Annotated in this window: 28 protein-coding genes and 1 tRNA gene; 19 read left to right on the top strand and 10 right to left on the bottom strand. The window is 44.3% G+C overall.

Annotated features, from left to right (window positions below; translation table 11 throughout):
* Nucleotides 1-86: 86 nt before the first annotated feature.
* The 4 genes from EUBC25_RS04670 to EUBC25_RS04655 form a co-directional block, all read right to left on the bottom strand.
* Nucleotides 87-548, bottom strand: a complete 462-nt coding sequence (locus EUBC25_RS04670) for an Hsp20/alpha crystallin family protein (protein WP_230107032.1) — start codon at nt 546-548, stop codon at nt 87-89.
* Between the two features lie 421 nt (nt 549-969).
* Nucleotides 970-1299 (bottom strand): type II toxin-antitoxin system RelE/ParE family toxin, encoded by a 330-nt coding sequence (locus EUBC25_RS04665; RefSeq protein ID WP_230107031.1) that lies wholly within the window; start codon nt 1297-1299, stop codon nt 970-972.
* Nucleotides 1296-1604: a type II toxin-antitoxin system RelB/DinJ family antitoxin gene (locus tag EUBC25_RS04660; RefSeq protein WP_230107550.1), complete on the bottom strand. Its 309-nt coding sequence runs from the start codon at nt 1602-1604 to the stop codon at nt 1296-1298. The genes EUBC25_RS04665 and EUBC25_RS04660 overlap by 4 nt, the downstream gene beginning before the upstream one ends.
* Nucleotides 1605-1758: 154 nt before the next feature.
* Nucleotides 1759-2457: a 4Fe-4S double cluster binding domain-containing protein gene (locus EUBC25_RS04655; protein ID WP_230107030.1), complete on the bottom strand. Its 699-nt coding sequence runs from the start codon at nt 2455-2457 to the stop codon at nt 1759-1761.
* A 150-nt stretch (nt 2458-2607) separates the two neighbouring features.
* Here EUBC25_RS04655 and EUBC25_RS04650 point away from each other — a divergent pair, with 150 nt between their 5' ends.
* The 3 genes from EUBC25_RS04650 (at nt 2608) to EUBC25_RS04640 (ending at nt 3975) form a co-directional block, all read left to right on the top strand.
* Nucleotides 2608-2952, top strand: a complete 345-nt coding sequence (locus EUBC25_RS04650) for a hypothetical protein (RefSeq protein ID WP_230107029.1) — start codon at nt 2608-2610, stop codon at nt 2950-2952.
* Between the two features lie 182 nt (nt 2953-3134).
* A complete protein-coding gene (locus tag EUBC25_RS04645) occupies nt 3135-3296 on the top strand; it encodes a hypothetical protein (RefSeq protein WP_230107028.1) in 162 nt (53 codons plus the stop codon).
* A 25-nt stretch (nt 3297-3321) separates the two neighbouring features.
* Complete coding sequence (locus EUBC25_RS04640) at nt 3322-3975, top strand: HAD family hydrolase (protein ID WP_230107027.1); 654 nt, start codon at nt 3322-3324, stop codon at nt 3973-3975.
* Between the two features lie 57 nt (nt 3976-4032).
* Here EUBC25_RS04640 and nagB read toward each other — a convergent pair whose 3' ends face one another.
* The 3 genes from nagB to EUBC25_RS04625 all read right to left on the bottom strand — a co-directional run bounded on the left by nagB (nt 4033) and on the right by EUBC25_RS04625 (nt 6335).
* Entirely contained in the window at nt 4033-4761 is a 729-nt protein-coding gene (nagB, locus tag EUBC25_RS04635; RefSeq protein WP_230107026.1) for a glucosamine-6-phosphate deaminase, read from the bottom strand.
* 24 nt (nt 4762-4785) lie between these two features.
* A complete protein-coding gene (locus EUBC25_RS04630; RefSeq protein ID WP_230107025.1) occupies nt 4786-5382 on the bottom strand; it encodes a carbohydrate-binding family 9-like protein in 597 nt (198 codons plus the stop codon).
* Between the two features lie 95 nt (nt 5383-5477).
* Nucleotides 5478-6335 carry a class I SAM-dependent methyltransferase gene (locus EUBC25_RS04625; RefSeq protein WP_230107024.1) on the bottom strand — a complete coding sequence of 286 codons (858 nt, stop codon included), beginning with the start codon at nt 6333-6335 and terminating at the stop codon, nt 5478-5480.
* Nucleotides 6336-6502: 167 nt separating this feature from the next.
* Between EUBC25_RS04625 and selD the strand changes: the two genes are divergently transcribed.
* The 8 genes from selD (at nt 6503) to EUBC25_RS04585 (ending at nt 14797) form a co-directional block, all read left to right on the top strand.
* Nucleotides 6503-7543 carry a selenide, water dikinase SelD gene (gene selD / locus EUBC25_RS04620; protein WP_230107023.1) on the top strand — a complete coding sequence of 347 codons (1041 nt, stop codon included), beginning with the start codon at nt 6503-6505 and terminating at the stop codon, nt 7541-7543.
* Between the two features lie 60 nt (nt 7544-7603).
* Nucleotides 7604-9010, top strand: a complete 1407-nt coding sequence (gene selA / locus EUBC25_RS04615; protein WP_230107022.1) for an L-seryl-tRNA(Sec) selenium transferase — start codon at nt 7604-7606, stop codon at nt 9008-9010.
* Entirely contained in the window at nt 9007-10920 is a 1914-nt protein-coding gene (gene selB, locus EUBC25_RS04610; RefSeq protein ID WP_230107021.1) for a selenocysteine-specific translation elongation factor, read from the top strand. The genes selA and selB overlap by 4 nt, the downstream gene beginning before the upstream one ends.
* Nucleotides 10920-11828, top strand: a complete 909-nt coding sequence (locus EUBC25_RS04605; protein WP_230107020.1) for a selenium metabolism-associated LysR family transcriptional regulator — start codon at nt 10920-10922, stop codon at nt 11826-11828. The genes selB and EUBC25_RS04605 overlap by 1 nt, the downstream gene beginning before the upstream one ends.
* A gap of 200 nt (nt 11829-12028) precedes the next feature.
* Nucleotides 12029-13165 (top strand): aminotransferase class V-fold PLP-dependent enzyme, encoded by a 1137-nt coding sequence (locus EUBC25_RS04600; protein ID WP_230107019.1) that lies wholly within the window; start codon nt 12029-12031, stop codon nt 13163-13165.
* Between the two features lie 45 nt (nt 13166-13210).
* Nucleotides 13211-14308 (top strand): YedE family putative selenium transporter, encoded by a 1098-nt coding sequence (yedE, locus tag EUBC25_RS04595; protein WP_230107018.1) that lies wholly within the window; start codon nt 13211-13213, stop codon nt 14306-14308.
* 47 nt (nt 14309-14355) lie between these two features.
* Entirely contained in the window at nt 14356-14559 is a 204-nt protein-coding gene (locus EUBC25_RS04590; RefSeq protein WP_230107017.1) for a sulfurtransferase TusA family protein, read from the top strand.
* Nucleotide 14560: 1 nt separating this feature from the next.
* Nucleotides 14561-14797: a putative Se/S carrier protein gene (locus EUBC25_RS04585; RefSeq protein WP_230107016.1), complete on the top strand. Its 237-nt coding sequence runs from the start codon at nt 14561-14563 to the stop codon at nt 14795-14797.
* Between the two features lie 90 nt (nt 14798-14887).
* Here the strand turns inward: EUBC25_RS04585 and EUBC25_RS04580 are convergent, their stop codons facing one another.
* Both EUBC25_RS04580 and EUBC25_RS04575 read right to left on the bottom strand, forming a co-directional pair.
* Complete coding sequence (locus EUBC25_RS04580; protein WP_230107015.1) at nt 14888-15475, bottom strand: TetR/AcrR family transcriptional regulator; 588 nt, start codon at nt 15473-15475, stop codon at nt 14888-14890.
* 136 nt (nt 15476-15611) lie between these two features.
* The gene (locus tag EUBC25_RS04575) at nt 15612-16646 is read right to left on the bottom strand and encodes a proline racemase family protein (RefSeq protein ID WP_230107014.1); all 1035 of its coding nucleotides are present in this window, start codon (nt 16644-16646) and stop codon (nt 15612-15614) included.
* Nucleotides 16647-16955: 309 nt separating this feature from the next.
* Between EUBC25_RS04575 and EUBC25_RS04570 the strand changes: the two genes are divergently transcribed.
* From EUBC25_RS04570 to EUBC25_RS04540, 8 genes are all read left to right on the top strand, one after another.
* Nucleotides 16956-17053 (top strand) — tRNA-Sec (locus tag EUBC25_RS04570).
* Between the two features lie 161 nt (nt 17054-17214).
* Nucleotides 17215-18606 (top strand): proline reductase-associated electron transfer protein PrdC, encoded by a 1392-nt coding sequence (gene prdC / locus EUBC25_RS04565; RefSeq protein WP_230107013.1) that lies wholly within the window; start codon nt 17215-17217, stop codon nt 18604-18606.
* A 217-nt stretch (nt 18607-18823) separates the two neighbouring features.
* Nucleotides 18824-20677, top strand: a complete 1854-nt coding sequence (gene prdA, locus EUBC25_RS04560) for a D-proline reductase (dithiol) proprotein PrdA (protein ID WP_230107012.1) — start codon at nt 18824-18826, stop codon at nt 20675-20677.
* A gap of 14 nt (nt 20678-20691) precedes the next feature.
* Nucleotides 20692-20994: a CBO2463/CBO2479 domain-containing protein gene (locus EUBC25_RS04555; protein WP_230107011.1), complete on the top strand. Its 303-nt coding sequence runs from the start codon at nt 20692-20694 to the stop codon at nt 20992-20994.
* A complete protein-coding gene (locus EUBC25_RS15130; RefSeq protein WP_465220972.1) occupies nt 20991-21443 on the top strand; it encodes a glycine/sarcosine/betaine reductase selenoprotein B family protein in 453 nt (150 codons plus the stop codon). The genes EUBC25_RS04555 and EUBC25_RS15130 overlap by 4 nt, the downstream gene beginning before the upstream one ends.
* Before the next feature lie 27 nt (nt 21444-21470).
* Nucleotides 21471-21716: a hypothetical protein gene (locus EUBC25_RS15125; RefSeq protein WP_465220971.1), complete on the top strand. Its 246-nt coding sequence runs from the start codon at nt 21471-21473 to the stop codon at nt 21714-21716.
* A 125-nt stretch (nt 21717-21841) separates the two neighbouring features.
* Nucleotides 21842-22609 (top strand): proline reductase cluster protein PrdD, encoded by a 768-nt coding sequence (gene prdD, locus EUBC25_RS04545; protein ID WP_230107009.1) that lies wholly within the window; start codon nt 21842-21844, stop codon nt 22607-22609.
* A gap of 12 nt (nt 22610-22621) precedes the next feature.
* A complete protein-coding gene (locus EUBC25_RS04540; RefSeq protein WP_230107008.1) occupies nt 22622-23098 on the top strand; it encodes a glycine/sarcosine/betaine reductase component B subunit in 477 nt (158 codons plus the stop codon).
* A 490-nt stretch (nt 23099-23588) separates the two neighbouring features.
* Here EUBC25_RS04540 and EUBC25_RS04535 read toward each other — a convergent pair whose 3' ends face one another.
* On the bottom strand, nt 23589-24128 hold the full coding sequence (locus EUBC25_RS04535; protein WP_230107007.1) for a YcxB family protein: 540 nt from the start codon (nt 24126-24128) through the stop codon (nt 23589-23591).
* Nucleotides 24129-24249: the final 121 nt, after the last annotated feature.

Below are 24249 nucleotides of genomic sequence, written 5' to 3'. Positions count from 1 at the left end.
TTAAAAGGCACTGTTTTATAAGTATATCAACCAAAAAAGAAGGGCGGTCCCGATAAGGGGCCGCCCGAAAGCGAGGGGGAGAAAGTTTATCCTTCAATTGCAATATAGCTCTTATTTTCTACTGCTTTAGCATCCTTTTTCGGAATAGCAAGTTTCAGGATTCCATCTTCATATTTTGCCTTGATATCTTCCTGTGTAACGGCATCGCCTACATAGAAGCTTCGGCTCATAGCACCGGCATAACGTTCCTTGCGGATGTATTTGCCTTTTTTATCTTTCTCGTCTTTATCAAGGCCCTTGGCAGCAGAAATGGTGAGATATCCGTTTTCAAGCTTTGCATTGATCTCATCTTTCTTAAAACCTGGGAGATCAATGTCTACTTCATAGCTGCTGTCCGTTTCTTTTACATCGGTTTTCATCATATTTTTTGCATGTTTTCCGTATAACGGATTTTTCTTTCCAAAGAAATATTTGTCAAAATCATCATTGAATGGGAAGTCCATCCAGTCATCAAATAAGTTTTCTCCAAAAATACTAGGCATCATCATAAGTCATATCTCCTTTCAAAAGATATATATTAAATTGTTTTTAGCACTGTCGGAGAAATCCGAGGTGTCGAGTTTCAGGAACGCAGGAAAGATGAATCTTTCTTTTTGTATCCCTCTCCTTTGTTCTGTATGTAATATAACACTTATTATTAGCAGTGTCAATAGGTGAGTGCTAATTTTTTTTAATTTCGTTTAACCATTTTTTCATTTACCTTTTTTCATTTACCTTTTTTCATTTACCGTTTTTTCATTTACCCTTTTTTCATTTACCGTTCATTTAACCAATTTTTAACCAATTTTTTATCGGGTTTTTATTTTTGCATAAATATTTCTCAATCAATCACTCCTATCTTAAATATAAGTATAGAAAAAGCGGTTGATCTCCAAAGGAGTAACCGCTTTGTGTGGGATATGAAATTGTTTATTGCTTTGTATGGACGCTTAACTGTTCTTCAATGTTGCGTCCGCTGTACATAACACGAAGAATTGTTACCACCTGTTCTTCCGCATCTGGAAGATAAAACACGATATAGTTATCTATCGCAACAAAACGTAAACCTCGGCTATACCACGGTTCTTTCCCATATCTCGGAAAGCGTTCCGGCATTTCATCTAAACTTAATATCTGTTTTTCCAAACGTTCCAGTTGCTTTCCTGCATTTTCTGGTGACAAAAGTTCAAAAGCGATATACTCAAATATCCCTCGCAAATCTTCCTCAGCCTGCATTGACGTGACTACGTTAAAAATCATAAGCCATAATCTTTGCGAATATCAGCAAAAACCGTCTTTGCATCTTTGGTTCGACCTGCTTTCATATCCGCATATCCTTTCTCCAGCTCTACGTGCAGTTCTTCTGTTCCCAGCATACTTATATCTGTGGGCGTTCTGTCTGGGATTTTTACTTCAAAGGGAAGTCCTCGATGTAAGATAATCTGTTTATAAAACATATTGATAGCATTAGAAGCAGGAATACCCAGTGTGGAGAGGATTTTTTCAGCCTGCTCTTTGATTTCAGGCTCTATTCTCGCATATAAATTTGCTGACTTTGCCATAATAACAACGCTCCTTTCTCGTGCATATCTTTTTCTTTATCATACACAAATGTCCGTACAATAGCAATACATTATTACTTGCATTCCACTGATACGGTTGAACAGCTTTAACGTTCTGTCCGAAATGGTCCGTTTTTCGCGTCTCCGTCTCTCTTTTTTATTCAGGCGCATTCAACCATTTCTGTGTATAAGGACACACAGCAAAACAAAGGCCGCACAGATCAGCTTCAATGCCAGTGGATTCTTTCATACGCTGAAGTTGTGTGCTGTAACAGATTTCCCGGTGGAAGAGCTCTTCCCGTTTTGTTTCGGGGTTCCATAAATGCCCGGTCAGAGCCCTTGCCGGACAGCTTTTCACACAGATGTCGCAGGTGCCGCATTGACTCTTGGTGACTGGAAGATCAAAAGGAAGAGGAGCGTCCGTAACGAGGCTGGACAGCCGGATAGCACTTCCATATTCTTTTGTGACAAGCAGGCAGCTTTTTCCGATCCAGCCAAGTCCTGCTCTTGTTGCTACGGTTTTGTGGGGGAGCGGTGTCCGCCATTCGTCATTTTGTTTTACTGTCTTCGTTGTATTGGCATATGCGTTAAAGCCATTTTTTGTCAAAAATTCGGCTCCGCATGAGACGATTTCATCCAATCTGGCGTTCAGAGAATGGTAGGCGTTATAATATTCTTTTGTAGGAGCTGTTTTCAGATCCTGAACAATGTGTCTTGGTACGGGAACAGCTACAGAAACGCCCGTTTTCATATTTCCATCAACGACTCCGGATAAATCGGCGACTCCTGTCAGTTTTGCCCCTTTTTCTCTCAGAAGAGTAAATAATTCCTTTTTTAGTAAAGAGATGTCACTCATGTTGCTTCCCCCTTTGTCCCTTGTATCATTTATATTAAATTATATCAGAAATTTATTTAAAATTGAAAGAAAATACAGATAAATTATTGACTAATACTAAAAACAGAACTACAATTATTCATATAATAAAGAAGAAAGGAGTGCTGTGTTATGACGGCAGAAGTATTATCTATTTTATTGTTTGCTGTTGTTCTGGTTGTTGTTTGCTGGATGTTTGCAGAGTATTGGATTGGTGTCAGAACCAGAGGAACCGGAGAAGACGCTGGTAAACTTCGTTTTGGAAGCCGTACAGCATTTGCGTTGACTCATTTCTGGAAAGCTGTGGATGATGCAGGAGACATTCCCAAGGAAAAGTTAAGAAAAGAAATGAGCCTTGTAAATCAGCCGGGAGTAGACCACGGTTTCAGAGAAATGCAATACAGCACCGGACGTACGGACTATACGAAAGAAGTGGAAGTGACGAAGAAAAAGTATAAAATGAAGGAGAATATGTAATTCATGGAAAAAGGAATATCCAGATCCGGACGATGAATGCGGTCATTCTGATCAAAAAAGGAATGGCCGCATTTACTTTTCAAAACTGGACAAGGCAGACATTGTGGATTAAAATAAATGTATAGAAACAGCCTGGCTGCCACCGGACTTGGCGGTCAGAACAAAGAGGGAGGGAAATTGTTATGACAGAAGAACTGATCAGAGAATTGAAACATGTAAAAAATGCTCTTGTAAATAAAGAATTATCAGGCGACGAATGGGAAGAAAAGCAGGAAATGGTAAAGAAGCTGGAAGATGTGACTTCATATTTAAAAGATGCCCTGGGACAGGGAATCGAGTTTTAGAAAGGACACCTGGAGACGTTAGTAAATGATAGAAGCATTGATTTTTGACATGGACGGCCTTTTGTTTGATTCAGAGCGAGTAGTGCAAAGGTCTTGGAATATAGCAGGCAATGAGTTGGGATTCGGGCTGGTTGGCGAGAATATTTACAATACGCTGGGAATGAATCTGAAAAGCCGGACAGACTATTTCAAAAGAGTTTATGGTATGGATTTTCCAATGGATCGTTTTGCAGAAAGAACAAGAGAAATTTACTATGAAATAGCCAGGGAGGAGGGTGTTCCTCTGAAACCGGGAGTAAGGGCTCTTCTGGAGTATGGAAAGCAGCATGGGTACAAGATGGGAGTTGCTACCTCATCCCGCCAAGTACATGCAGTAAATGCAATGAAGGAAAAAGGGATATACGATTATTTTGATAATTGTGTGTTTGGAGATATGGTTGAAAACGCCAAACCGGATCCTGAAATCTATGAAACTGCATGTCAAAAGCTTGGAACCGAGCCTGAAAATGCTATGGCCCTGGAGGATGCGCCTAATGGAATATACTCTGCCAGCCGGGCTGGAATGTATGCGGTGATGATACCGGACCTGGTACAGCCGGACGAGGTTATGAAAAGGACAGCCTATCGGATATGCAGGGATTTGTATGAAGTGATAGACTTGTTGGAACATATGAAATGATAAAAAATAACGGGAGCTGCAGCAAACTTACATTTTGCTGCGGCTCCCGTTGTTTTTTTAATCAATCTTAGATAATGCTGCTTCGTCAGCTACCAGTGTTACATCCGGATGAAGCTGAAGGATGGATGCCGGTACCTTTGGAGTGATCGGTCCGAAAAATGCTTCCTTTACAGTATCCGCCTTGTCGGCGCCGCTGACCACAATAAGGATTTTTTTTGCCCTCATAATGGTACCGATCCCCATAGTGTAAGCCTGACGGGGAACTTCGTCGGCGGATGCGAAGAATCGTTTGTTTGCTTCGATCGTGCGTTCCTGCAGATTGACACAGTGAGTATCATCAGGGAAGATATCATCTGGTTCGTTGAAACCGATGTGTCCATTGTGTCCCAGACCAAGAAGCTGCAGATCAACTCCGCCAAGCGACTGGATCAGCTCTTCATACTGTCTGCATTCCTGATCGCTGTCCTCTTTTGTACCGTCCGGCAGATGTGTACGGCCGTCTGGAATGTTGACATGATCAAAAAGATGATGGTGCATAAAGTAATAGTAGCTCTGGTCATTGTCCCGTGGAAGCCCTTTGTATTCGTCTAGGTTCACTGTTGTGATTTCGGAAAAATCCAAATCTCCATCTTCATACCACTTCACCAGATTTTCATAGGTCCCGATCGGCGTGGAGCCGGTGGCAAGACCGAGAACGCTGTCAGGTTTTAAAGTAACCTGTGCAGAGATGATGTGCGCCGCTTTACGGCTCATTTCTTCGTAATTTTTTGTTTTGTAGATTTTCATAGAAATATATCCTCCTGATACAAATTATTCCAATATTGCAGAAGCAAAATATTCCGGCAGATGGAAAGACGGAGTGGAAGAAAGAATCGGTGCATACGCTGCATAATGTTCCACGTCTTTTGTCTCGGAAATTTTGTAAAAGTTGCAGGAGATGGTATCTCCGGCTTTGAATGAAAGTGCCCCGTAAATGTGCTCCAGTACGGAGAGGGGAATGCGGATAGAAGCAGTCCACCGGTCTTCCTCGATTTCGGTCCGGCACTGGAACATTGCCATGTCCTCTTTGGAAAAATAGGAACGGTACACTCTGGATGGGCCGTAAGCGGCAAGGAGGGCGCCGTTGGCGTTCACTTCGAAATTAAGATAGACTTCCTGTTCCGGAATGAACTGAAAAAACGCTTCCATGGCACTGTCCCGGTAAACGGGGTCAAAATCTTCCGTGTAGGTGCGTAAGGGGTCCTTTTCTTCGCATACCATACGCACATAAAATCCATCCTCTGGAATAAAACCAATATAAAAGTAAGTGCGGGGGATGGATTTTGTACCCCACAGGAGATGAGTGATTTCCAGTGGGGCAAGATTATTTAATTCTTCTTTGTTTTTCAGTATTTTAATTTTCATCATAAGTTCAATTTACCAGACAAAAGAGGGAAATACAATACGGAGAAGCATAATAGCAAAGAATGTACAAAAAAAAGCATAAATTGTGCTTATCCGGACTATTTTTCCCATCTTCCGGATGCTCCGCAGGGGAGATAAAGGCCTGTACTGGTAACCGGAAGGGCAATCTCCTGAGATTCTACATGTCCGTGGTATTTTTTCAGCTCTGTACTGAGCATATAAGTAAGGACGGCAGGCGCCAGTCCAGTTGTATAAGAGTTTACAAGGAAGAACAGGGGATCATCCGACAAAATCTTTGTACACAGATGAATAAAGGGATGTATGGATTCTTCGATTTTCCAGATTTCCCCTTTGGGGCCTCTTCCGTATGACGGAGGGTCCATGATAATGGCGTCATAATGATTTCCCCGGCGTATCTCCCGTTCCACGAATTTGACGCAGTCATCTACAAGCCAGCGGATGGGTGCCTCTTTCAGTCCCGATGAAACGGCGTTTTCCTTGGCCCATGTCACCATTCCCTTGGAAGCGTCCACATGGGTAACGGAAGCTCCCGCGGCAGCGGCGGCAAGAGTAGCGCCTCCTGTGTAGGCGAAAAGGTTCAGAACTTTAACCGGCCGCCCGGCGTTTTTAATTTTTTCGGAAAACCAGTCCCAGTTAGCGGCCTGTTCGGGAAACAGTCCTGTGTGCTTGAAATTAAAGGGCTTCAGGTTAAAAGTCAGATCCCGGTAATGGATGGACCATTGCTGCGGGAGATCGAAAAATTCCCATTCGCCGCCGCCTTTTTTGCTTCGGTGATAATGGGCGTTTCTTGACTTCCATCCGGGGAGTTTTCTGGGAGTATTCCAGATGACCTGAGGGTCCGGGCGGACCAGAAGGTATTTGCCCCAGCGTTCCAGCTTTTCTCCGTTGCTGCAGTCCAGTACTTCATAATCTTTCCATTTATCTGCAATCCACATAATCTGTAAAATCCTCTCTATAATAAATAATATTCATAGTCGCAGACATTATTTTAGCCCGTGACGAGCGCGAAATCAATATTTTTCTTTACCTTTTGCATTATCAGTGATAGACTGAATCTATAAGTGGATAAAGAGCCACAAATCCGTAAAAAGGGGGATGAAAAATGAAATCAGATGTAAGACTGACAACATTAAGCAAAACATCCGGATGAGCGGCTAAAATTGGTCCGGAGACCCTTGCTCAGGTTCTGGGCAAGCTGCCAAAATTCCAGGATGATAATCTGCTGGTTGGAATCGAGACTTCCGACGATGCAGCAATATATAAGGTAACAGACGATATAGCTATGATCCAGACAGTAGACTTTTTTACGCCGATTGTAGATGATCCTTATATGTTCGGACAGATTGCAGCGGCCAATTCTTTGAGCGATGTGTGGGCTATGGGAGGAGAACCGGCAGTTGCGCTGAATATTGTCGGATTTCCTAATTGTCTGGACCCGGCGATCCTGGGAGATATCCTTGCAGGGGGCGCAGACAAAGTAAAAGAAGCAGGTGCGGTCCTTGTAGGAGGGCATTCCGTGCAGGATGACGAGCCGAAATACGGGCTGTGTGTGTCCGGTTTTGTACATCCGGATAAGATTTTCAAAAATTACGGATGCAGGCCGGGAGATGTGCTGGTACTGACAAAGCAGATCGGAAGCGGCGTCATTAATACTGCCATCAAGGCAGAGATGGCTTCTCCGTCCGCAGTGAAAGAAGCGCAGATGGTTATGGCATCCTTGAACAGGATTGCAAAGCGGGTGACAGAACGGTATCATGTATCCGCATGTACCGACATTACCGGTTTTGGTCTTCTCGGCCATTGTGTGGAGATGGCTGAGGCAAGCGATGTAACCTTTGAGCTTAAAGTAAAGGATATTGCCTATATGGCAGATGCCATTGATTATGCCAAAATGGGACTTGTCCCGGCAGGGACTTATAAAAACAGGGGATACTCCATCGGCAAGGTGGAGACAGGATCTATTGAAGAGTGTTATGTAGATCTTTTGTATGATCCGCAGACATCCGGAGGACTGCTGCTGAGCGTTTCCCCGGATGATGTAGAGGGAATGATGCGTGACTTTGAACATGCCGGTATGGAGACAACTGTATCCATAATCGGAAAAGTGGCGCCAAAAAGCGACAAACTGATCCGCTTATTCTAAAGCCCTCTGTAAGATCAGAAATGCTGACAAAAATGTCAGCAGCAACGAGAGGAAAGAAAAATGGATAAAAAAAGTTTATACCGCAGCATACCCAAAGTGGATGTGCTGCTTGCAGATGAGCAGATACAGGGACTGATTGAAAATTACAGCCGTGATACAGTCATGGAGGCAGTGCGTACCCAGACAGACCGTCTGCGCGCCTTTATCGGGACATGCACAGACGAGGGAGAGGCATTCGGTAAGATCAATGCTCTTAAAGATGATGTGGCCCGGGCTGTGAAGTCCCTTCACACGCCAAATATGCGCAAGGTGATAAACGGAACCGGAACGGTTCTTCACACCAATCTGGGAAGGGCGCCGATCTGCGAAGAACATATGAAAAAAGCAGCAGAACTTGTAACAGGATATTCCAATCTGGAATACAATCTGGAAGAAGGGAAGAGGGGAGAGAGATATTCTCATTTTGAAGAGCTTCTCTGCCGTCTGACCGGAGCGGAAGCAGCTATGGCTGTCAACAATAATGCGGCGGCGGTTATGCTGATCTTAAGTTCTCTGGCAAAGGGAGGCGAAGTGATCGTCTCCAGAGGAGAGCTGGTAGAGATTGGCGGAAAATTCCGGATTCCGGATGTGATGGAACAAAGCGGGGCGTCTCTTGTAGAGGTGGGAACAACAAACAAGACGCACTACAGTGACTATGAAGAAGCTGTGACTGAGGAAACAAAAGCTCTTCTGAAAGTTCATACAAGCAATTACCGGATTGTGGGATTTACGGATTCTGTCACTATGGAAGAGCTGCTGCCTTTAGCTAAAGAGCATCATATCCCGCTCATTGAAGATTTGGGAAGCGGCGTTCTGATCGATTTAAGCAAATACGGGCTCACCTATGAGCCTACTGTACAGGATTCCATCGCAAAAGGAGCAGATGTGGTCTGCTTCAGCGGGGACAAGCTTCTTGGAGGCCCGCAGGCAGGCATTATCATCGGGAAAAAGGAATATATCAGCAAGATGAAAAAAAATCAGCTGACAAGAGCGCTTCGGATCGATAAATTTACAGCTGCAGCCCTGGAACTTGTGCTGCAGGAATATTTGTCCGAAGAAAAAGCGCTGCAGCATATCCCGGTGCTGTTCATGATCACACGGAAGCCGGAAGAAGTGAAAAAGGATGCTTCTGCTTTGGTGCGGAAACTGAAAAGGGCACATCTTCCTGCCAGGGTGGAGCTCATATCCTGTCAGTCACAGATCGGGGGAGGTTCTCTTCCGATGGAGAGACTTTCAAGCTATGGGGCAGCGATCCACCCGGAGAAGATCAGTGTGCCGGTATTGGAAGAGAGGATGAGGCATCTGGAAGTTCCGATCATTCCACGGGTTGTAAATGATACCATTCTCATTGACGCCAGAACACTTCAGAAAGGCGACGGTGACCTTCTTGTCCGTCAGCTGAAGGAACAGGAGGTGTTGGAACCGTGAAGCACATTATCATAGGAACAGCCGGACATATCGATCACGGGAAAACGACTCTGATCAAGGCTCTGACGGGAAGAAACACAGACCGGTGGGAAGAAGAGCAGAGACGGGGAATCACCATAGACCTGGGATTTACATGGTTTGACCTGCCGGGAGGAGACCGGGCGGGAATTATTGATGTGCCCGGACATGAGCGGTTCATCAACAATATGGTTGCCGGTGTTGTAGGGATGGATATGGTTCTCCTTGTAGTTGCGGCAGATGAAGGGATCATGCCCCAGACAAGAGAACACATGGATATCCTAAGTCTTCTTGGCATTGAAAAAAGTATTATTGTTCTGAATAAATGCGACCTTGTAGACGAAGAGTGGACAGAGCTGGTGGAAGAAGAAATTCGGGAAGAACTGGCAGGAAGCTTTTTGGAAAAAGCGCCGATTGTCCGGGTTTCAGCCGCTACGGGAGCAGGTTTAAAAGAGCTGGTGGATATCATTGAAAAAATAGCGGAGGAAGAGGTGGTGGAAAAGGATACGGCTACCATTCCCCGCCTTCCCATAGACAGGGCTTTTTCCCTGTCCGGTTTCGGGACAATTATCACCGGAACTCTTCTGTCCGGAACGATCACAAAAGAAGATGTCTTGGAAATGTATCCCATCGGGAAGACAAGCAAGATACGAAGCATTCAGGTGCACGGTCAGGATGTGGACAAATGCTATGCCGGTCAGCGGGTTGCCATCAACCTTTCCAATATCAAAAAAAGAGAAATCGGAAGGGGCTGTGTCCTGGCGCCTCCGGGAAGTATGAAAAATACAGACCTTCTGGATGTGAAGATGAATATTCTGGATTCTTCTATGCGGGTGCTGACAAACCATACCAGACTGCATCTTTTTACCGGAACAAGTGAGATCCTTTGTCGTGCCGTCCTTCTGGACAAGGAAGAAATCGGACCGGGCGAGAGCGGCTATGTGCAGCTTAGGCTGGAAGAGGAAATCGCCCTTCGGCGCGGAGATAAGTTTGTTGTACGTTTTTATTCTCCTATGGAAACAATCGGCGGAGGAGTGGTTCTTGAGCCTAATCCTTCCATTCACAGGCGTTTCCAGGAGCCGGTGATCGAAGATCTCAAAAGAAAGGAATCCGGATCCACTGCAGACGTCATTGAAATGCATGTGAAGAATTATAAAGATACGATGATAACCCTGTCAGATCTGGCACGCCTGACAGCTCTCTCCCCGGAAGAAGTGGAGCAGGATATTGAAGAACTGAAAGAACAGGGGCTTATCCGGACATATGCTTTGAAAAAAGATACTTATGTATGGCATGCAGGAGCGGCAAAGGAAGCAGAAGAGACACTTCTGAATGCGCTGAAAAAGTATGAGGCGTCGTATCCTTACCGCTATGGCATGAAAAAGGCGGAGATACATACAAATTATTTCCGCAAGATCAAGCCTAATGTGTTCGATCTCTATATCGGAAGCCTGACGGAAGAAGGGATTCTTGAGAGGGTAGATGAATTTTTATGTACGCCCGGTTATCAGGTAAGAAAAGACACTCTTTATGATAGGGTATCCGCAGCCCTTATGGGCGCCATGGAGAAGGCTGGATTTGACTTTGTGCGTTACAGCGAGATCCCTGTGGGCAGCGTGGATCCTGATGTGGAAGATGATATCCGTAATATTCTGCTGGAAGAGGGCAAGATCGTAAAAGTAACGGATGAGATGTACACCCTTTCTTCTTATATGGAAGAAGCGAAAGAAAAAATCCAGGAAAAACTGAAAGAAGACCCTGTTATCACCATTGCACAGGTGCGTGACATGTTCCAGACCAGCCGTAAAAGCGCAAAACCGATCCTGGAGTATATGGACAGTATTAAAGTTACGAAAAAGACAGGCGGAGAAAGTGAGAGGGTGGCATACTGATGAATTTAAAACAATTAGAGGCATTTGTGGAAGTAGCGGAATCGGAGAGCTTTTCCAAAGCAGCCAAAAAGCTGTTTCTGACCCAGCCTACTGTCAGCGCTCATATTTCTTCATTGGAAAAAGAGCTGGATGTCCGTGTTTTTGTGCGGAATACAAAAGAAGTAGCTCTCTCGGAAGAAGGGCAGAAACTGTATCGGTATGCAAGACAGATACTGGATCTTACAGATGAGATCCGGGAAGAATTTGGGCGGGAGCGCGAAAATGATAAGAAATGTATTGTTATCGCAGCTTCTACCATCCCATCTCAGTATCTCCTTCCGGAGATTCTTGCGAAGTTTAATGAGAAGTATCCGGGAGAGCAGCTTAAGCTCTCCGAAATGGACAGCGCTCAAGTGGCGGAACAGGTTGCAGCAGGAAAGGCGGATATTGGTTTTACCGGAACTGTGTTGGAAAAGAAACACTGCCAGTACATCCCGTTTTATAAGGACCACCTGGTGATCATTACGCCGGATTTACCGAAATACAGAGAATTGCAGAAAAGAGAAGAAGAGATTTTCTGGATCCAGGATGAAAAAATGATCATGCGTGAGGAGGGATCCGGGACAAGAAAAGAAGCAGAAAAGCAGCTTCGGCATCTGGGAATCCGAACGGAAAGACTGAATATCATTGCGAGTATTGCGAATCAGGAAACGATCAAGAAATCCGTTATGCAGGGAATGGGCATTTCCATTCTTTCCAGCCTGGCAGCTAAAGATGAAGTGGAAGAAGGGCAGATGCTTGCATTTCCGATTCCACAGGCGGATGAGGGAAGAGATATCAACCTGGTGTATAATAAAAACCGGACTCTTTCCAGATCTGCAGAAAGATTTATTAAGGTGGTAAAGTCTATTTATCACATTAAAAAATAGCAGAAGGCAGGGAACAAAGAGATTGCATTTTCCTGCCGGCAGAGAAAGGCAGTATACACACAAATCCAGAATAGAGTAGTTATAGAAAAATTCTATAAGGATAGTGTGTATATTGCTTTTTTTGATTAGACGGAAGAAAATGCAGACGATATAATAAATACGGTATTATGAAAAGGGGAAAGAAAGTTGGTGGCAATCAAGTGATTTATTTAGATAATGCGGCTACAACGATGCAAAAGCCGGAAGAAGTGATTGAAGCGGTTGTACAGGCCATGCATTCTATGGGAAATGCGGGAAGGGGAGCACACAGCGCATCTTTGGAGGCCTCCAGAACTATTTATGATACAAGGGAACTGCTCTGTCGTTTCTTTGGCGGGACAGATCCAAGAAGACTGGTTTTTACAAGTAATTCTACGGAAAGCCTTAATATAGCGATCAAAGGACTTTTTGAGCCGGGAGATCATGTGATCACAACAATGCTGGAACACAATTCGGTTCTGCGGCCTCTGTATGAAATGGAGAAAAGAGGGGTGGAGCTGACGATTATTCCGGCGGACAAAAAAGGTGTGATCGATTACAACGACATAGAAAAGGCAATACGCCCGAATACAAAGGCAGTTGTCTGCACTCATGGATCCAATCTGACAGGAAATCTGGTGGACATTGAAAGGATTGGAAAGATTACCCGTAAGAATGGACTTCTGCTGGTGGTAGATGCGTCGCAGACTGCCGGCGTCTTTCCTATTGATGTGGAAAAAATGCAGATTGATGTTCTTTGTTTTACTGGACATAAGGGGCTTCTTGGTCCCCAGGGTACAGGAGGAATGTATGTGAGAGAGGGCATACAGATAAGACCGCTCAAAAGCGGGGGAAGCGGTGTGCAGACTTACAGTAAAAGCCACCCGGCGGAAATGCCCACAGCGCTGGAGGCGGGAACCATGAACGGCCATGGCATCGCAGGCCTTCATGCAGCTGTAGAATATATCCAAAGAACAGGGATCGATCAGATCAGAAAACGTGAGCAGGAGTGTATGAAGCGGTTCTATGAGGGGGTTATTCAGGTTCCCGGAGTTAAGGTGTACGGGGATTTTGATGATATGAACCGCTGCGCGATTGTATCTTTGAATATCGGAGATTACGATTCTTCAGAAGTCAGTGATGAGCTTCTTACAGAGTATAGAATATCTACAAGACCCGGAGCGCACTGTGCGCCTCTTATGCATGAAGCATTGGGAACAGTAGAACAGGGGGCAGTGAGATTCAGTTTCTCACATTTTACGACTGATGAAGAAGTGGATACGGCTATAAAGGCTATCCGCGAACTGGCAGAAGAATGATCTTTTGATCATTTGCGAAGGAAGAGAGTAAAGGAGGAACACACAATGAATTTGTCAGATTCAAAGAAAAAGCTGGCGCTTGCCGGCGTGGTGTGCGGACTTGTAGCAGCATGTCTGGCATACTTTGGAAATCCGGCTAATATGGCAATCTGTATTGCCTGCTTTGTCCGGGATACCGCTGGCGCATTGGGAATGCACCAGGCAGAGGTGGTGCAGTATGCACGGCCTGAAATTATAGGAATCGTATTAGGAGCGTTTATCATTTCCGTGGCAACAAAGGAGTATCGCTCTACAGCAGGATCTTCTCCAATGATCCGTTTTGTGTTGGGGATTGTTATTATGATCGGTTCCCTGATCTTTTTAGGGTGTCCGCTTCGTATGGTTATCCGTATGTCTGCAGGCGATTTAAATGCCTGGGTGGCTCTGATCGGTTTTATACTGGGCGTTTCTACCGGAGCGTTTGCCCTGAAGAAAGGATTCAGCCTTGGGCGCGCTCATGAGACACAGAAATCAAGCGGTGTTGTAATGCCGGCTATCATGGTTGGTATCCTGCTTCTTGCAGTGTGCACAACCCTTCTGAAGTCCAGCACAAGCGGACCGGGAAGCATGCATGCGCCTATCATTATTTCTCTGATCGGAGGTCTGATCTTCGGCGCGTTTGCACAGAAATCAAGAATGTGTTTTGCAGGAAGTATAAGAGACGTAGTTCTGATGAAGAATTTTGATCTGCTGACAGTGATCATCGGTTTATTTGTTGTTATGCTTATCTATAATGTGGCTACAGGAAATTTCGTACCTGCATTTGACACACCGGGAATCGTGGCTCATTCAGAGCATATCTGGAATATTCTGGGAATGTATGCGGTAGGATTTGCAGCAGTTCTTGCAGGAGGTTGCCCGCTTCGCCAGCTGATTCTTGCAGGCCAGGGATCATCAGATGCGGCCGTAACTGTACTGGGTCTTTTCTTCGGAGCGGCTCTTTGTCATAATCTTGGACTTGCTTCCAGCGGAACCGCTCTCAATGCAGAAACGAACGAGATCGTTGCAGGTGCCGTAACACCGGCAGGAAAAGTAGCGTGTATTATCTGTATTGCAATATGTTTTGTGATTGCTTTTACAAATAAACGTGAAGCTGGAAAATAGTTGGAAAAGTATAAAAAATATGATATTCTGAAAAGGAAGGTAAAAAAATGAAGGAAGTAGATGCAAGAGGTCTTTCCTGTCCGGAACCTTTGATGCTGACAGCAGAAGCGCTGAAAAATGCGTCAGGCCCTGTGAAAGTCCTGGTGTCAGAACCACACCAGAAAATGAATGTGGAAAAGTTTGCAAAGGATCACGGGAAAAAAGCGGTATCCACAGAGAAGGACGGATGCTTTGAAGTAGTGATTGAATAAGATGAGAAAAAAAGAATTAAAGCTAATTGTAACATTTCATACAACAGCAGATGCTATGGCAATGGAAAAAGCATGTAAAGATTCCGGCGCTCCCGGACGCCTGATTCCGGTTCCAAGAGCCATATCGGCCGGGTGCGGTCTGTCATGGTGTGCGGCACTTGAAGACAGAGAAGAGATTCGTTCTGTCATGAAGGCGGCAGGGATAGAAGAAGAAGAACTGCATGAATGTATGGTGTAAACAAAAGAGCTGACAGGAAGGCTGCAGTTTTGCAGTGCCCTCCTGTCAGCTCTTTTGTTTACTGACCGTGATCGTCCGTGCGCATTGACGTTATATTCCGGTTTTGAAATTGTCGAGTACATGAGGCAAAAGACGGTCGCTGTATTTGGTCAGGGAAAATTTCCCTTTGAAAAGAGACCAGTCATACAGCAAAGCCCGCTCATACATGGCATAGATATTCATCAGCTCTTCGGCAGTAGAATTGGGGGCAAACTCCTTATTGTCCAGACCTTCCTGAATGATTTCGGTTACCCATCGGAAATAAAACCGTTTTTTGTCGGACAGAGATTTCTTGTCCTTTGTGATCAGCTGCGAAGAATACAAATAGGCCAGGAGATGAATATCTACACTTGTTTCGATCATGTAAAACAGTTCGTGGTTTAGAAAGAGAAGTTTATCATATGCGGACAAATCAGGATCTATCACGTTGGAAAGCTCTTCGTATTTCTGGTCAAAAAGATTGGACAGAGTATTCAAAAGGGCTTCTTTTCCTTTGAAATAGTGGTAGAAAGTCCCTTTTGAAGTTTTTGACGCATTGATGATTTCCTCTACAGTAGTATTGTCATAGCCGTTTTTGTAAAAAAGGTTCCACGCTGCTTTTACAATACGGCTTTTTGTTGACTGTCTTTTTTTGGCCACTTTTTTCATTCCCTTCAACATGACGGCAGAATACATAAATCTGCTCTGCGAGTGTACTGTTGGTTACATTTTAGATGAATAAAAAAGAGCGGTGATGAACCGCTCTTTTTTAACTTTCCAATAAAGCTGGAAGTAATTATCCAACCTGGAAGCCGTATTTCAACGGATCTGTTGGGTCGATCAGGTATGTAGCAACACCTGTCAGGTATGCGCTTCCTGTGATCATTGGGATAACAGCATCGAAATCGCCAACTTTTGTTGTTTCTTTGATGCGTCCTTTGAAGAGGCTTCCCATAAAGCTTTCGTAAACGAACTCTTCTCCGACTTTGATCTCTCCCCAGTGATGAAGAGTAGCAAGTTTAGCACTTGTACCTGTTCCGCATGGTGAACGGTCAGCCATAGCATCACCGAAGATAACAACGTTTCTTAAGTTTGCTTTGTCCGGATTTGGTGTCGGACCATAAAATTCAACAAGGTCTACTGTGTCGATGTCAAGCTCTGGGTGCTTAACAGGGATTGTTTTGTTGATTTCATCCAGCATTTTCATTCCGAGAGCTGTGTATGCCGGAACGGATTTTGCATTGATTTCCCCAATATCAAGTTTTGTTGTGTCAACCAGTGCGAAGAAGCTTCCGCCGAAGGAAATTGTAAATTCGATCTCTTTTCCGTCGATGGTAACTTTCTGGTTTTCTTTGTAAACGAAAGCCGGTACGTTTGTAAGTGTAACACTTTCAACTTTTCCGTCTTTTACAACTGCAGTTGTACGGATCAGTCCTGCAGGAGCTTCCAGAACAACTTCGTTTTCGCCTTCGTGAGATTCAACGAATCCAGCCTCGATAGCTACTGTTACAGCACCGATTGTACAATGTCCGCACATGTTCAGGTATCCGCCTGTATCCATGAACATAACGCCGAAGGAAGCTTCCGGATTTACAGGTTCGCACAGGAAAGCTCCGAACATATCATGATGTCCTCTTGGCTCAAACATAAGAGCAGTACGAACATCGTCATAATTTTTCTCCATCCATTTTTTCTTTTCAATCATTGTGTTGCCTTCCGGCTCCGGGAAACCACCATATACGATACGGCAGAACTCTCCCTCTGTGTGGGCATCAACAACCTGAAGCTGGCCCTCGAAGCGATCGAAGTTAACGTTAGCTTTTAACTCCATATCTAATACCTCCTTAAATATATAAATGTTTTTCTTCTTATAGAGAGAATCTATAAGTTTTTATAAAAACACGCCGGAAATCCCCATGTTCCCGTTGTGTCTTATACAGAAAAAGACATAAAAATGACATAAAATTAACGATTAGACCGTATTCTAGTCCCTCGTCTAGTATGCCGTTCGGTTTATATTAACTATTATGGAGTAAAAGCCTTGAAAAGTCAATGTTTTTTTGATAATATAAAAGTGTTCAAAAAAGGCTTGAATTATAGAGAAACCTGTGCTATTGTTAAGTGGCGCGAAAGTGAATATGGGGGTAGTTGGGTGACTGGTGTGCCCCCTGGTCTTCAAAACCAGTGTTGGGCGTTAGGAGCGTCCTGGGTGGGTTCGATTCCCACATGCCTCCGCCAGAAAAATAACAATATTCTGTTAAAAATATCGCAGAATTTTGATTTGAGAATTTATAGATAAAAACTATCAGTTTCTGCTTTTTGAAATGAAAAGGTAAGTAAATAGAATTGGTGGAATCCAATCTGTTTTTGCTTAAAAAAGAAAAAAGGAGAAGAATGTCATGGGAAACGTACAGATTTTATTGCGTCAGCATGTAGGAGCACCTTGTGAAGCAATCGTAAAAGCTGGGGACAAGGTGGAAAAAGGTACTCTCATCGCTACTCCGACTGGACTTGGGGCAAACATTTTTTCCAGTGTTTACGGTGTGGTAGAAGAAGTGACAGCTGACAGCATCATCATCAAACCAGATGATGAGCAGAAAGATGAATTTGTTCCTATCAAGGAAGGAACAAAACTGGAAATGGTAAAAGAGGCCGGAATTGTGGGAATGGGCGGAGCTGGATTCCCGACAGGCGTAAAACTGAACATTAACCTGGCAGAAACACCGATGGCTGAACTGGACCCGGAGATCAATCCGGAGCTTCCGGCAGATTTTAAACTGGAGCACAGCTATATTCTGGTAAATGCTGCAGAGTGTGAGCCGGGACTGGAACATAATATCCAGCAGCTGGAAGAGCAGACGGACAAAGTGATCCGCGGCGTAAAATACTGTATGGAGATTACACATGCAGATAAAGCAATCTTTGCAATTAAGAAGAAACACCACAACGCGATCAAGATTTTGGATGCAGCTTTAAAGAGCGAACCGGATATTTCCATTCATATGCTTGCAGACATCTACCCGATGGGAGAGGAACGTGCAGTTGTAAGAGAGTGCCTTGGCGTAAACTTAACAACAACACAGCTTCCTTCCGCTGCAAGATCTGTTGTTGTAAATCTTGAAACAGCAGCAAAGGTTGCAGAGGCTATTGATGAAAGAAAACCTTGCATCAGCAAGAATATGACAGTACGTGGAAAACTGAACGGCGGAAATGGAGCTCATGTATTCATGGATGTGCCGATCGGTGTCAGCGTAGGAGAGATGATCGAAAAAGCCGGCGGTATTGACGGTGTATATGGAGAGATCATTATGGGAGGAGCATTCACAGGTAAATCTACAGATTTGGATGCACCTACTACAAAGACAACAGGAGGAATCCTGGTAACAGGAGAATTTCCGGATCTTCACGGTGCAAATGTGGGAATCCTTGTCTGTGCATGCGGCGGAAGCGAAGAGCGTATGCGTGAGATCGCTGCCAAGATGAACGGAAACGTTGTATCTGTATGCAAATGTAAACAGGCAATTGAAAACAAACCGGGTGCACCGCTGAAGTGCTTAAGACCTGGCAACTGTCCTGGACAGGTAAAGAACAACCTGCAGTTTAAAAAGGATAATTGTGAATATATTATTATTGGTAACTGCTCTGACTGTTCCAACACCGTTATGGCGTCAGCACCGAAGATGGGTCTGAAAGTATTCCATCAGACTGACCATGTAATGAGAACAATCGGACATCCTCTTTACAGAACCCTGAAGATTTCCAAAGAGGTAAGCCAGGAGATTGATTTTTAAAGATTTTTAAGAAGTACAGGTATTACTGCCGCGGGCAGGGTCTGTGGAAGACCCCCGATTCTTTCACAGGCTTATGAAAAGATTGAGAGGTATTTTCTCTGCCGGCGGTTGTATATATACACCTTTGTCCGTGCAATGCGCGGATGGAACAATCTGGATTATTCTCTGAATTTAAAAGAGAGATTCAGAAGTAACAAAAACAAGGAGGGAAAACAATATGTCAATCACAGCTGAAACAGCTAAAGAACATGCTCATGATCCTGCGGTATTGTGTTGCAGAGCCGAAGGCGGCATTACAATCGAACCAGCTAATCTGGAAGATCCGGCAATCTTTGACGATCTTGTAGATTCAGGATTATTGAACCTGGATGGTTGCCTGACCATCGAAGAAGTTTTAGGTGCAAAATTGAAAGAAACATGCGATTCTCTTTGCCCACTTACTGCTGATAAGGTAGAGGGAGCAAAAGCTCCGACAGCACCGGCAGCAGAGGAAGAACCAGAAGAGGAAGCAGCAGCACCTGCACCTGCAGCACCAGTTGCAGCAGCACCGGTAGCAGGAGGAACATTAAAAATCCATATCGGAGAAGGAAAAGACATTGATCTTGAGATCCCGGTAGGAGCTCTTGGAGCAGGCGGAGCAGCAGCTGTACCGGTACCGGCAGGCGCAGAAGCAGCAGTTGCAGGCGCAGCACCGGCAGCAGCTGAAGAAGAGAAGGTTGTTAGAAGCCTGACAAGAAAACATTACACAATCACAGAGGTTAAGAGAGGACCAGAGACAAAGATCGAAGGAACAACTCTTTACATCCGTGAAGGAATCGAAGCAGATGTTATCGCAGATCAGGAACTTGTAAAAGATTTCCATCTGGAGATCATTACTCCTGACAAATACCACACATATTCTGAGACAATTATGGATGTTCAGCCGATCGCTACAAAAGAAGGCGATGCTGACCTTGGAACAGGTGTGACAAGAGTTCTGGACGGCGTTGTTATGATGCTGACAGGTACAGATGAAGGCGGAGTTCAGATCGGTGAATTCGGATCATCTGAAGGATACCTGGATGAGAACATTATGTGGAATCGTCCAAGCTGCCCGGATAAAGGCGAGATCTTTATCAAAGGTAACATCGTAATTCAGGAAAAGACAAACATGGAGCGCCGTGGACCTATGGCTGCACATACAGCTTTTGATATCATCACACAGGAAATCCGTGAAGTCATGAAAGAACTGGATGACAGCCTTGTTACAGATACACAGGAACTGAAACAGGTTCGCCGTCCTGGAAAGAAGAAAGTTGTTATCGTTAAAGAGATCATGGGACAGGGAGCTATGCATGACAACTTCATCCTTCCGGTAGAGCCGGTTGGTGTTCTTGGAGCAAGAGCTAACGTTGACTTAGGAAACGTACCTGTTTGTGTATCCCCATTGGAAGTTCTTGATGGATGTATCCACGCACTGACATGTATCGGACCTGCATCTAAAGAGATGTCCAGACATTACTGGAGAGAGCCATTGGTTCTTGAGGCTCTTCATGATCCGGAAGTTGACCTTTGCGGCGTTGTATTCGTAGGAAGCCCACAGATCAATGCTGAAAAATTCTATGTATCCAAACGTGTTGGACACACAGTAGAGATGATGGATGCTGACGGAGCTTTCGTTACAACAGAAGGTTTCGGAAACAACCACATCGACTTTGCAAGCCATATCGAGCAGATCGGTATGAGAGGAATCCCGGTAGTAGGTATGTCCTACTGTGCAGTACAGGGTGCTCTCGTTGTTGGTAACAAGTACATGAACTACATGGTTGACAACAACAAATCAGAGTCCGGTATTGAGAACGAGGTTCTTGGATGCAATACTCTTTGTGAAGAGGATGCAATCCGTGCACTTGCAATGCTGAAGACAGCTATGGCTGGCGAAGAAGTGAAAGCTGCAGAGAAGAAGTGGAATCCGAACGTTAAATCTACAAACGTAGAGCTGATCGAAGCTGCATACGGCAAGAAAGTAGATCTCGTTGAAAACGAGCAGTCTCTGCCGATGAGCCAGAAACGTAAGGAAAAATACGACTAATCTGAGGCGGTTCAATGAATAACGAACGTTTGCATTATGGTGACAAGATCATTTACATGGAGGGTGTCGTTGTTGATGTTGATGATTGCAGCATCAGCGTAGACCTGAAAGGAAGGCTTGGTTTCTTAAAAGCCCCGAAGCGGATGTTTATCTGCGACACTGAACCCAAAGTAGGACAGGAAGTCGGATGGAACATGAGCTTCCCGGAGCAGCTGGGCCCGGAAATAAATGAGAAATATGTCAGCAATATAGAAAAAGAACGGCGCAAACAAGAAGAAATGCGCGGGCAAATGGATAATAAGGAGGTTTCAAAATGAGTTTAACGGTTGTTAAAGGTTTACAATCTGAAATTTTCGTTCCTATTACTCCTCCGGCTGTATGGACTCCTGTAACAAAAGAGCTGAAAGATATGTCTATCGCTCTTGCAACAGCTGCTGGTGTTCATAAGAAAGATCAGGAAAGATTCAATCTTGCTGGTGACTTTACATGGAGAAAAATAGAGAACACAACACCATCCAGTGAGCTGATGGTTTCACACGGTGGATACGACAACAGTGATGTTAACAAAGACATCAACTGTATGTTCCCGATCGACAGAATCCACGAATTAGCTGCAGAAGGATTTATCAGAGCTTGTGCTCCGGTTCATGCAGGATTCATGGGCGGCGGCGGAAACCAGGAAAAATTCAAAGGTGAAACTGGTCCGGCCATCGCACAGATGTTCAAAGAAGAGGACGTAGATGCAGTTATCCTCACAGCTGGATGAGGTACCTGCCACCGCTCTGCAGTATTGGTGCAGAGAGCGATTGAAGAAGCTGGAATCCCAACAATTATTATTGCAGCTCTTCCTCCGGTTGTTCGTCAGACCGGTACACCTCGTGCGGTAGCTCCGTTGGTACCTATGGGTGCTAATGCGGGTGGTCCTCACAACGTAGAACAGCAGACACAGATTGTGAAAGCTACACTTGAGCAGTTAGTAAAGATTTCCACACCTGGAACAATCGTACCGCTGCCATACGAATATGTTGCTAAGATCTAATATCGGTCTGATATTAATGACAGGCACAATATAATATTCAATATGTGGGCAGATGTATTTATACATCTGCCCTTTTTAAAAATAGCGTCAGGCCTATAATCGGCGCTGCTATTGGAGGTGAAACGATGGTAGGAAATGAGACAGACTTAAGACGCCTGGTGATCAAGGCATTCCATATGACAGATGTGGAATGGGGCGAGCATAATGACATTAATGTAGATGGACATATGACTGTCAGTAAAGAGATGATCGATCAGCTTGTAGCTGAAGAGGAACATATTGAGAAGATCGATATCCAGATCATCAAACCGGGCGACCACGACAGATGGACGAATACGATCATGGATATCATTCCGATTTCTACAAAAGTTTTAGGGAAGATCGGAGAAGGTATTACACATACAATTACGGGAGTCTATGTGATGCTGACAGGGGTTGATACTGTCGGAAAGCAGACTCATGAGTTCGGTTCTTCAGAAGGAAATCTGAAGGAGCAGCTTTATCTGAATCGTGCAGGTACGCCGGGAGATAATGATTACATTATTTCTTTCGATGTTACATTGAAAGAGGGTATGGGACAGGAACGTCCGGGCCCGACGGCAGCACACAGAGCATGTGATAAATTTATCCAGTCTTATCGTGATAAGCTGAAAAAATTCAAGGGCGACAAGTGTACAGAGCGTCACGAATATCATGATGTAGTAAGACCTGGGAAAAAGAGAGTACTTATTGTAAAACAGGTAGCCGGTCAGGGAGCAATGTATGATACTCATTTGTTTGCAAAAGAACCTTCCGGAGTAGAAGGCGGACGTTCTATCATTGATATGGGCAATATGCCGATACTTGTTACGCCAAATGAGTACCGGGACGGAATTATCCGTTCCATGCAGTAGGAGGTGAATGGTATGGGTATTGGACCGTCAACAAAAGAAACATCTCTTCATCATTTCAGGGATCCACTGCTGGACGTTGTATCCAGTGACACTGATCTTGACCTGATGGGAATCATTATTGTAGGGACACCGGACGACAATGAGGACAAGATGCTGGTGGGAACAAGAACTGCTGTCTGGGCAGAAGCGATGCGTGCCGATGGCGTTATCATTTCCTCTGATGGCTGGGGAAACAGCGATGTTGATTTTACAAATACATGTGAGCAGCTGGGGACCCGCGGGATTGCAGTGACAGGACTGAATTTCAGCGGAACGGTAGCACAGTTTGTTGTAACAAATGACTATCTGGATGGAATTGTGGATATTAACAAGAGCGCAGATGGAACTGAGACAAATGTAGTTGGAGAAAATAATGTAGTAGAACTTGACTGTAGGAAGGCAACAGCGCTCCTTAAGCTGAAAATGCGAAAAATGGAAGAAAAGAGATAGCTGTGATTTTTATTATCGTGCAGCTTGAAGAATAAATCTTCATAAAAGAAAAGGCACGACATAAACTTATGTCGTGCCCTTTCTTTTTGGTATGTCATTGAGAGGTTTTTCCTCGTTGCATTGCAGTTTTGTATATATACAAAGCTGGGGAAGATCTCCTGTTGGAGAAAAGTATATATAAATTGTAGTTACCCGGGCAGGAACGCTCTTGGGGAAAACGTTCGGCCCTGGATTAACTGCAATAGCAACCATTGCTATCATCTTAAACAGCTCTACTTTAAAAATATAGCAGTCTCATCCCTTTGGGAGACCGCCTTTGCTCTCGTTGTTGTTTAAGATGGTTATAATATAGCACCAGTTTTTTTGTGTGTCAAGATTAAAAAGTGTGATTTTGCATAATTTTGCAAAAAAAGTATATAAAAATAAATCCACTGCAGGACAAACTTCTTGTAATGCAGTGGATTTTTGATTTTAAAACGGAGAAAAACCGTTACTTATTAAAGGCTGGAGCAATGGGAACCTGCTCGATTTCGGGATGTACATTTAACATCCATTCTTTAAAACTGTCGGCATTGCCTTCAGTGAAACATTCCTTGTCCAGCATAACACCCTCCACACCGTCGGGTGATGTCAGCTTGAAATAGGTTTTGGCCTCTTCCAGTTTTTTGATGTCGGACCATTCTACCCGGTTGTTCAGTTTCCCGTTGATATGAAGAGAAATATCCTTGTCTCTGACAATGACTTTGCATAACCAGTCTTTCTCATTAAAATATTTCTGCCTGGTGAGACGGAATGTTTTGTCGGCGTGCATCCAATGGAAAAAAACGCCCCGGTAAACGGCAACAAAAATCAGGAAAGCGCCGATTGTCTGCCATCTTGCGGAAACGTTTACTTTATCGAAATAGATCCACCCGAATACTCCGGCAGCAAAGAGGACGAGATACAGATAGAAAGTGCGCAGCCTCCAGAATTTTGGAGTGGCCCACTTATCATAACGTTTTCTGTCCATTGTATACTCATTGATAAACATAATTTATTCTCCGTATTTTGTAAGTCCTATTTTTATAATACATTTTCATAGTCTTTCTTTGCAAAAGCGGTATCTTTTTACAAAGAAAGAGCACAGATTTTTAGTATATAAATGGCCGTCC

Source organism: Claveliimonas bilis (assembly GCF_020892095.1).
GTDB classification, from domain to species: Bacteria; Bacillota; Clostridia; order Lachnospirales; family Lachnospiraceae; genus Claveliimonas; species Claveliimonas bilis.
The sequence above is the reverse complement of the archived record's forward strand: the minus strand, read 5'-3'. Positions and strand labels throughout refer to the sequence as shown.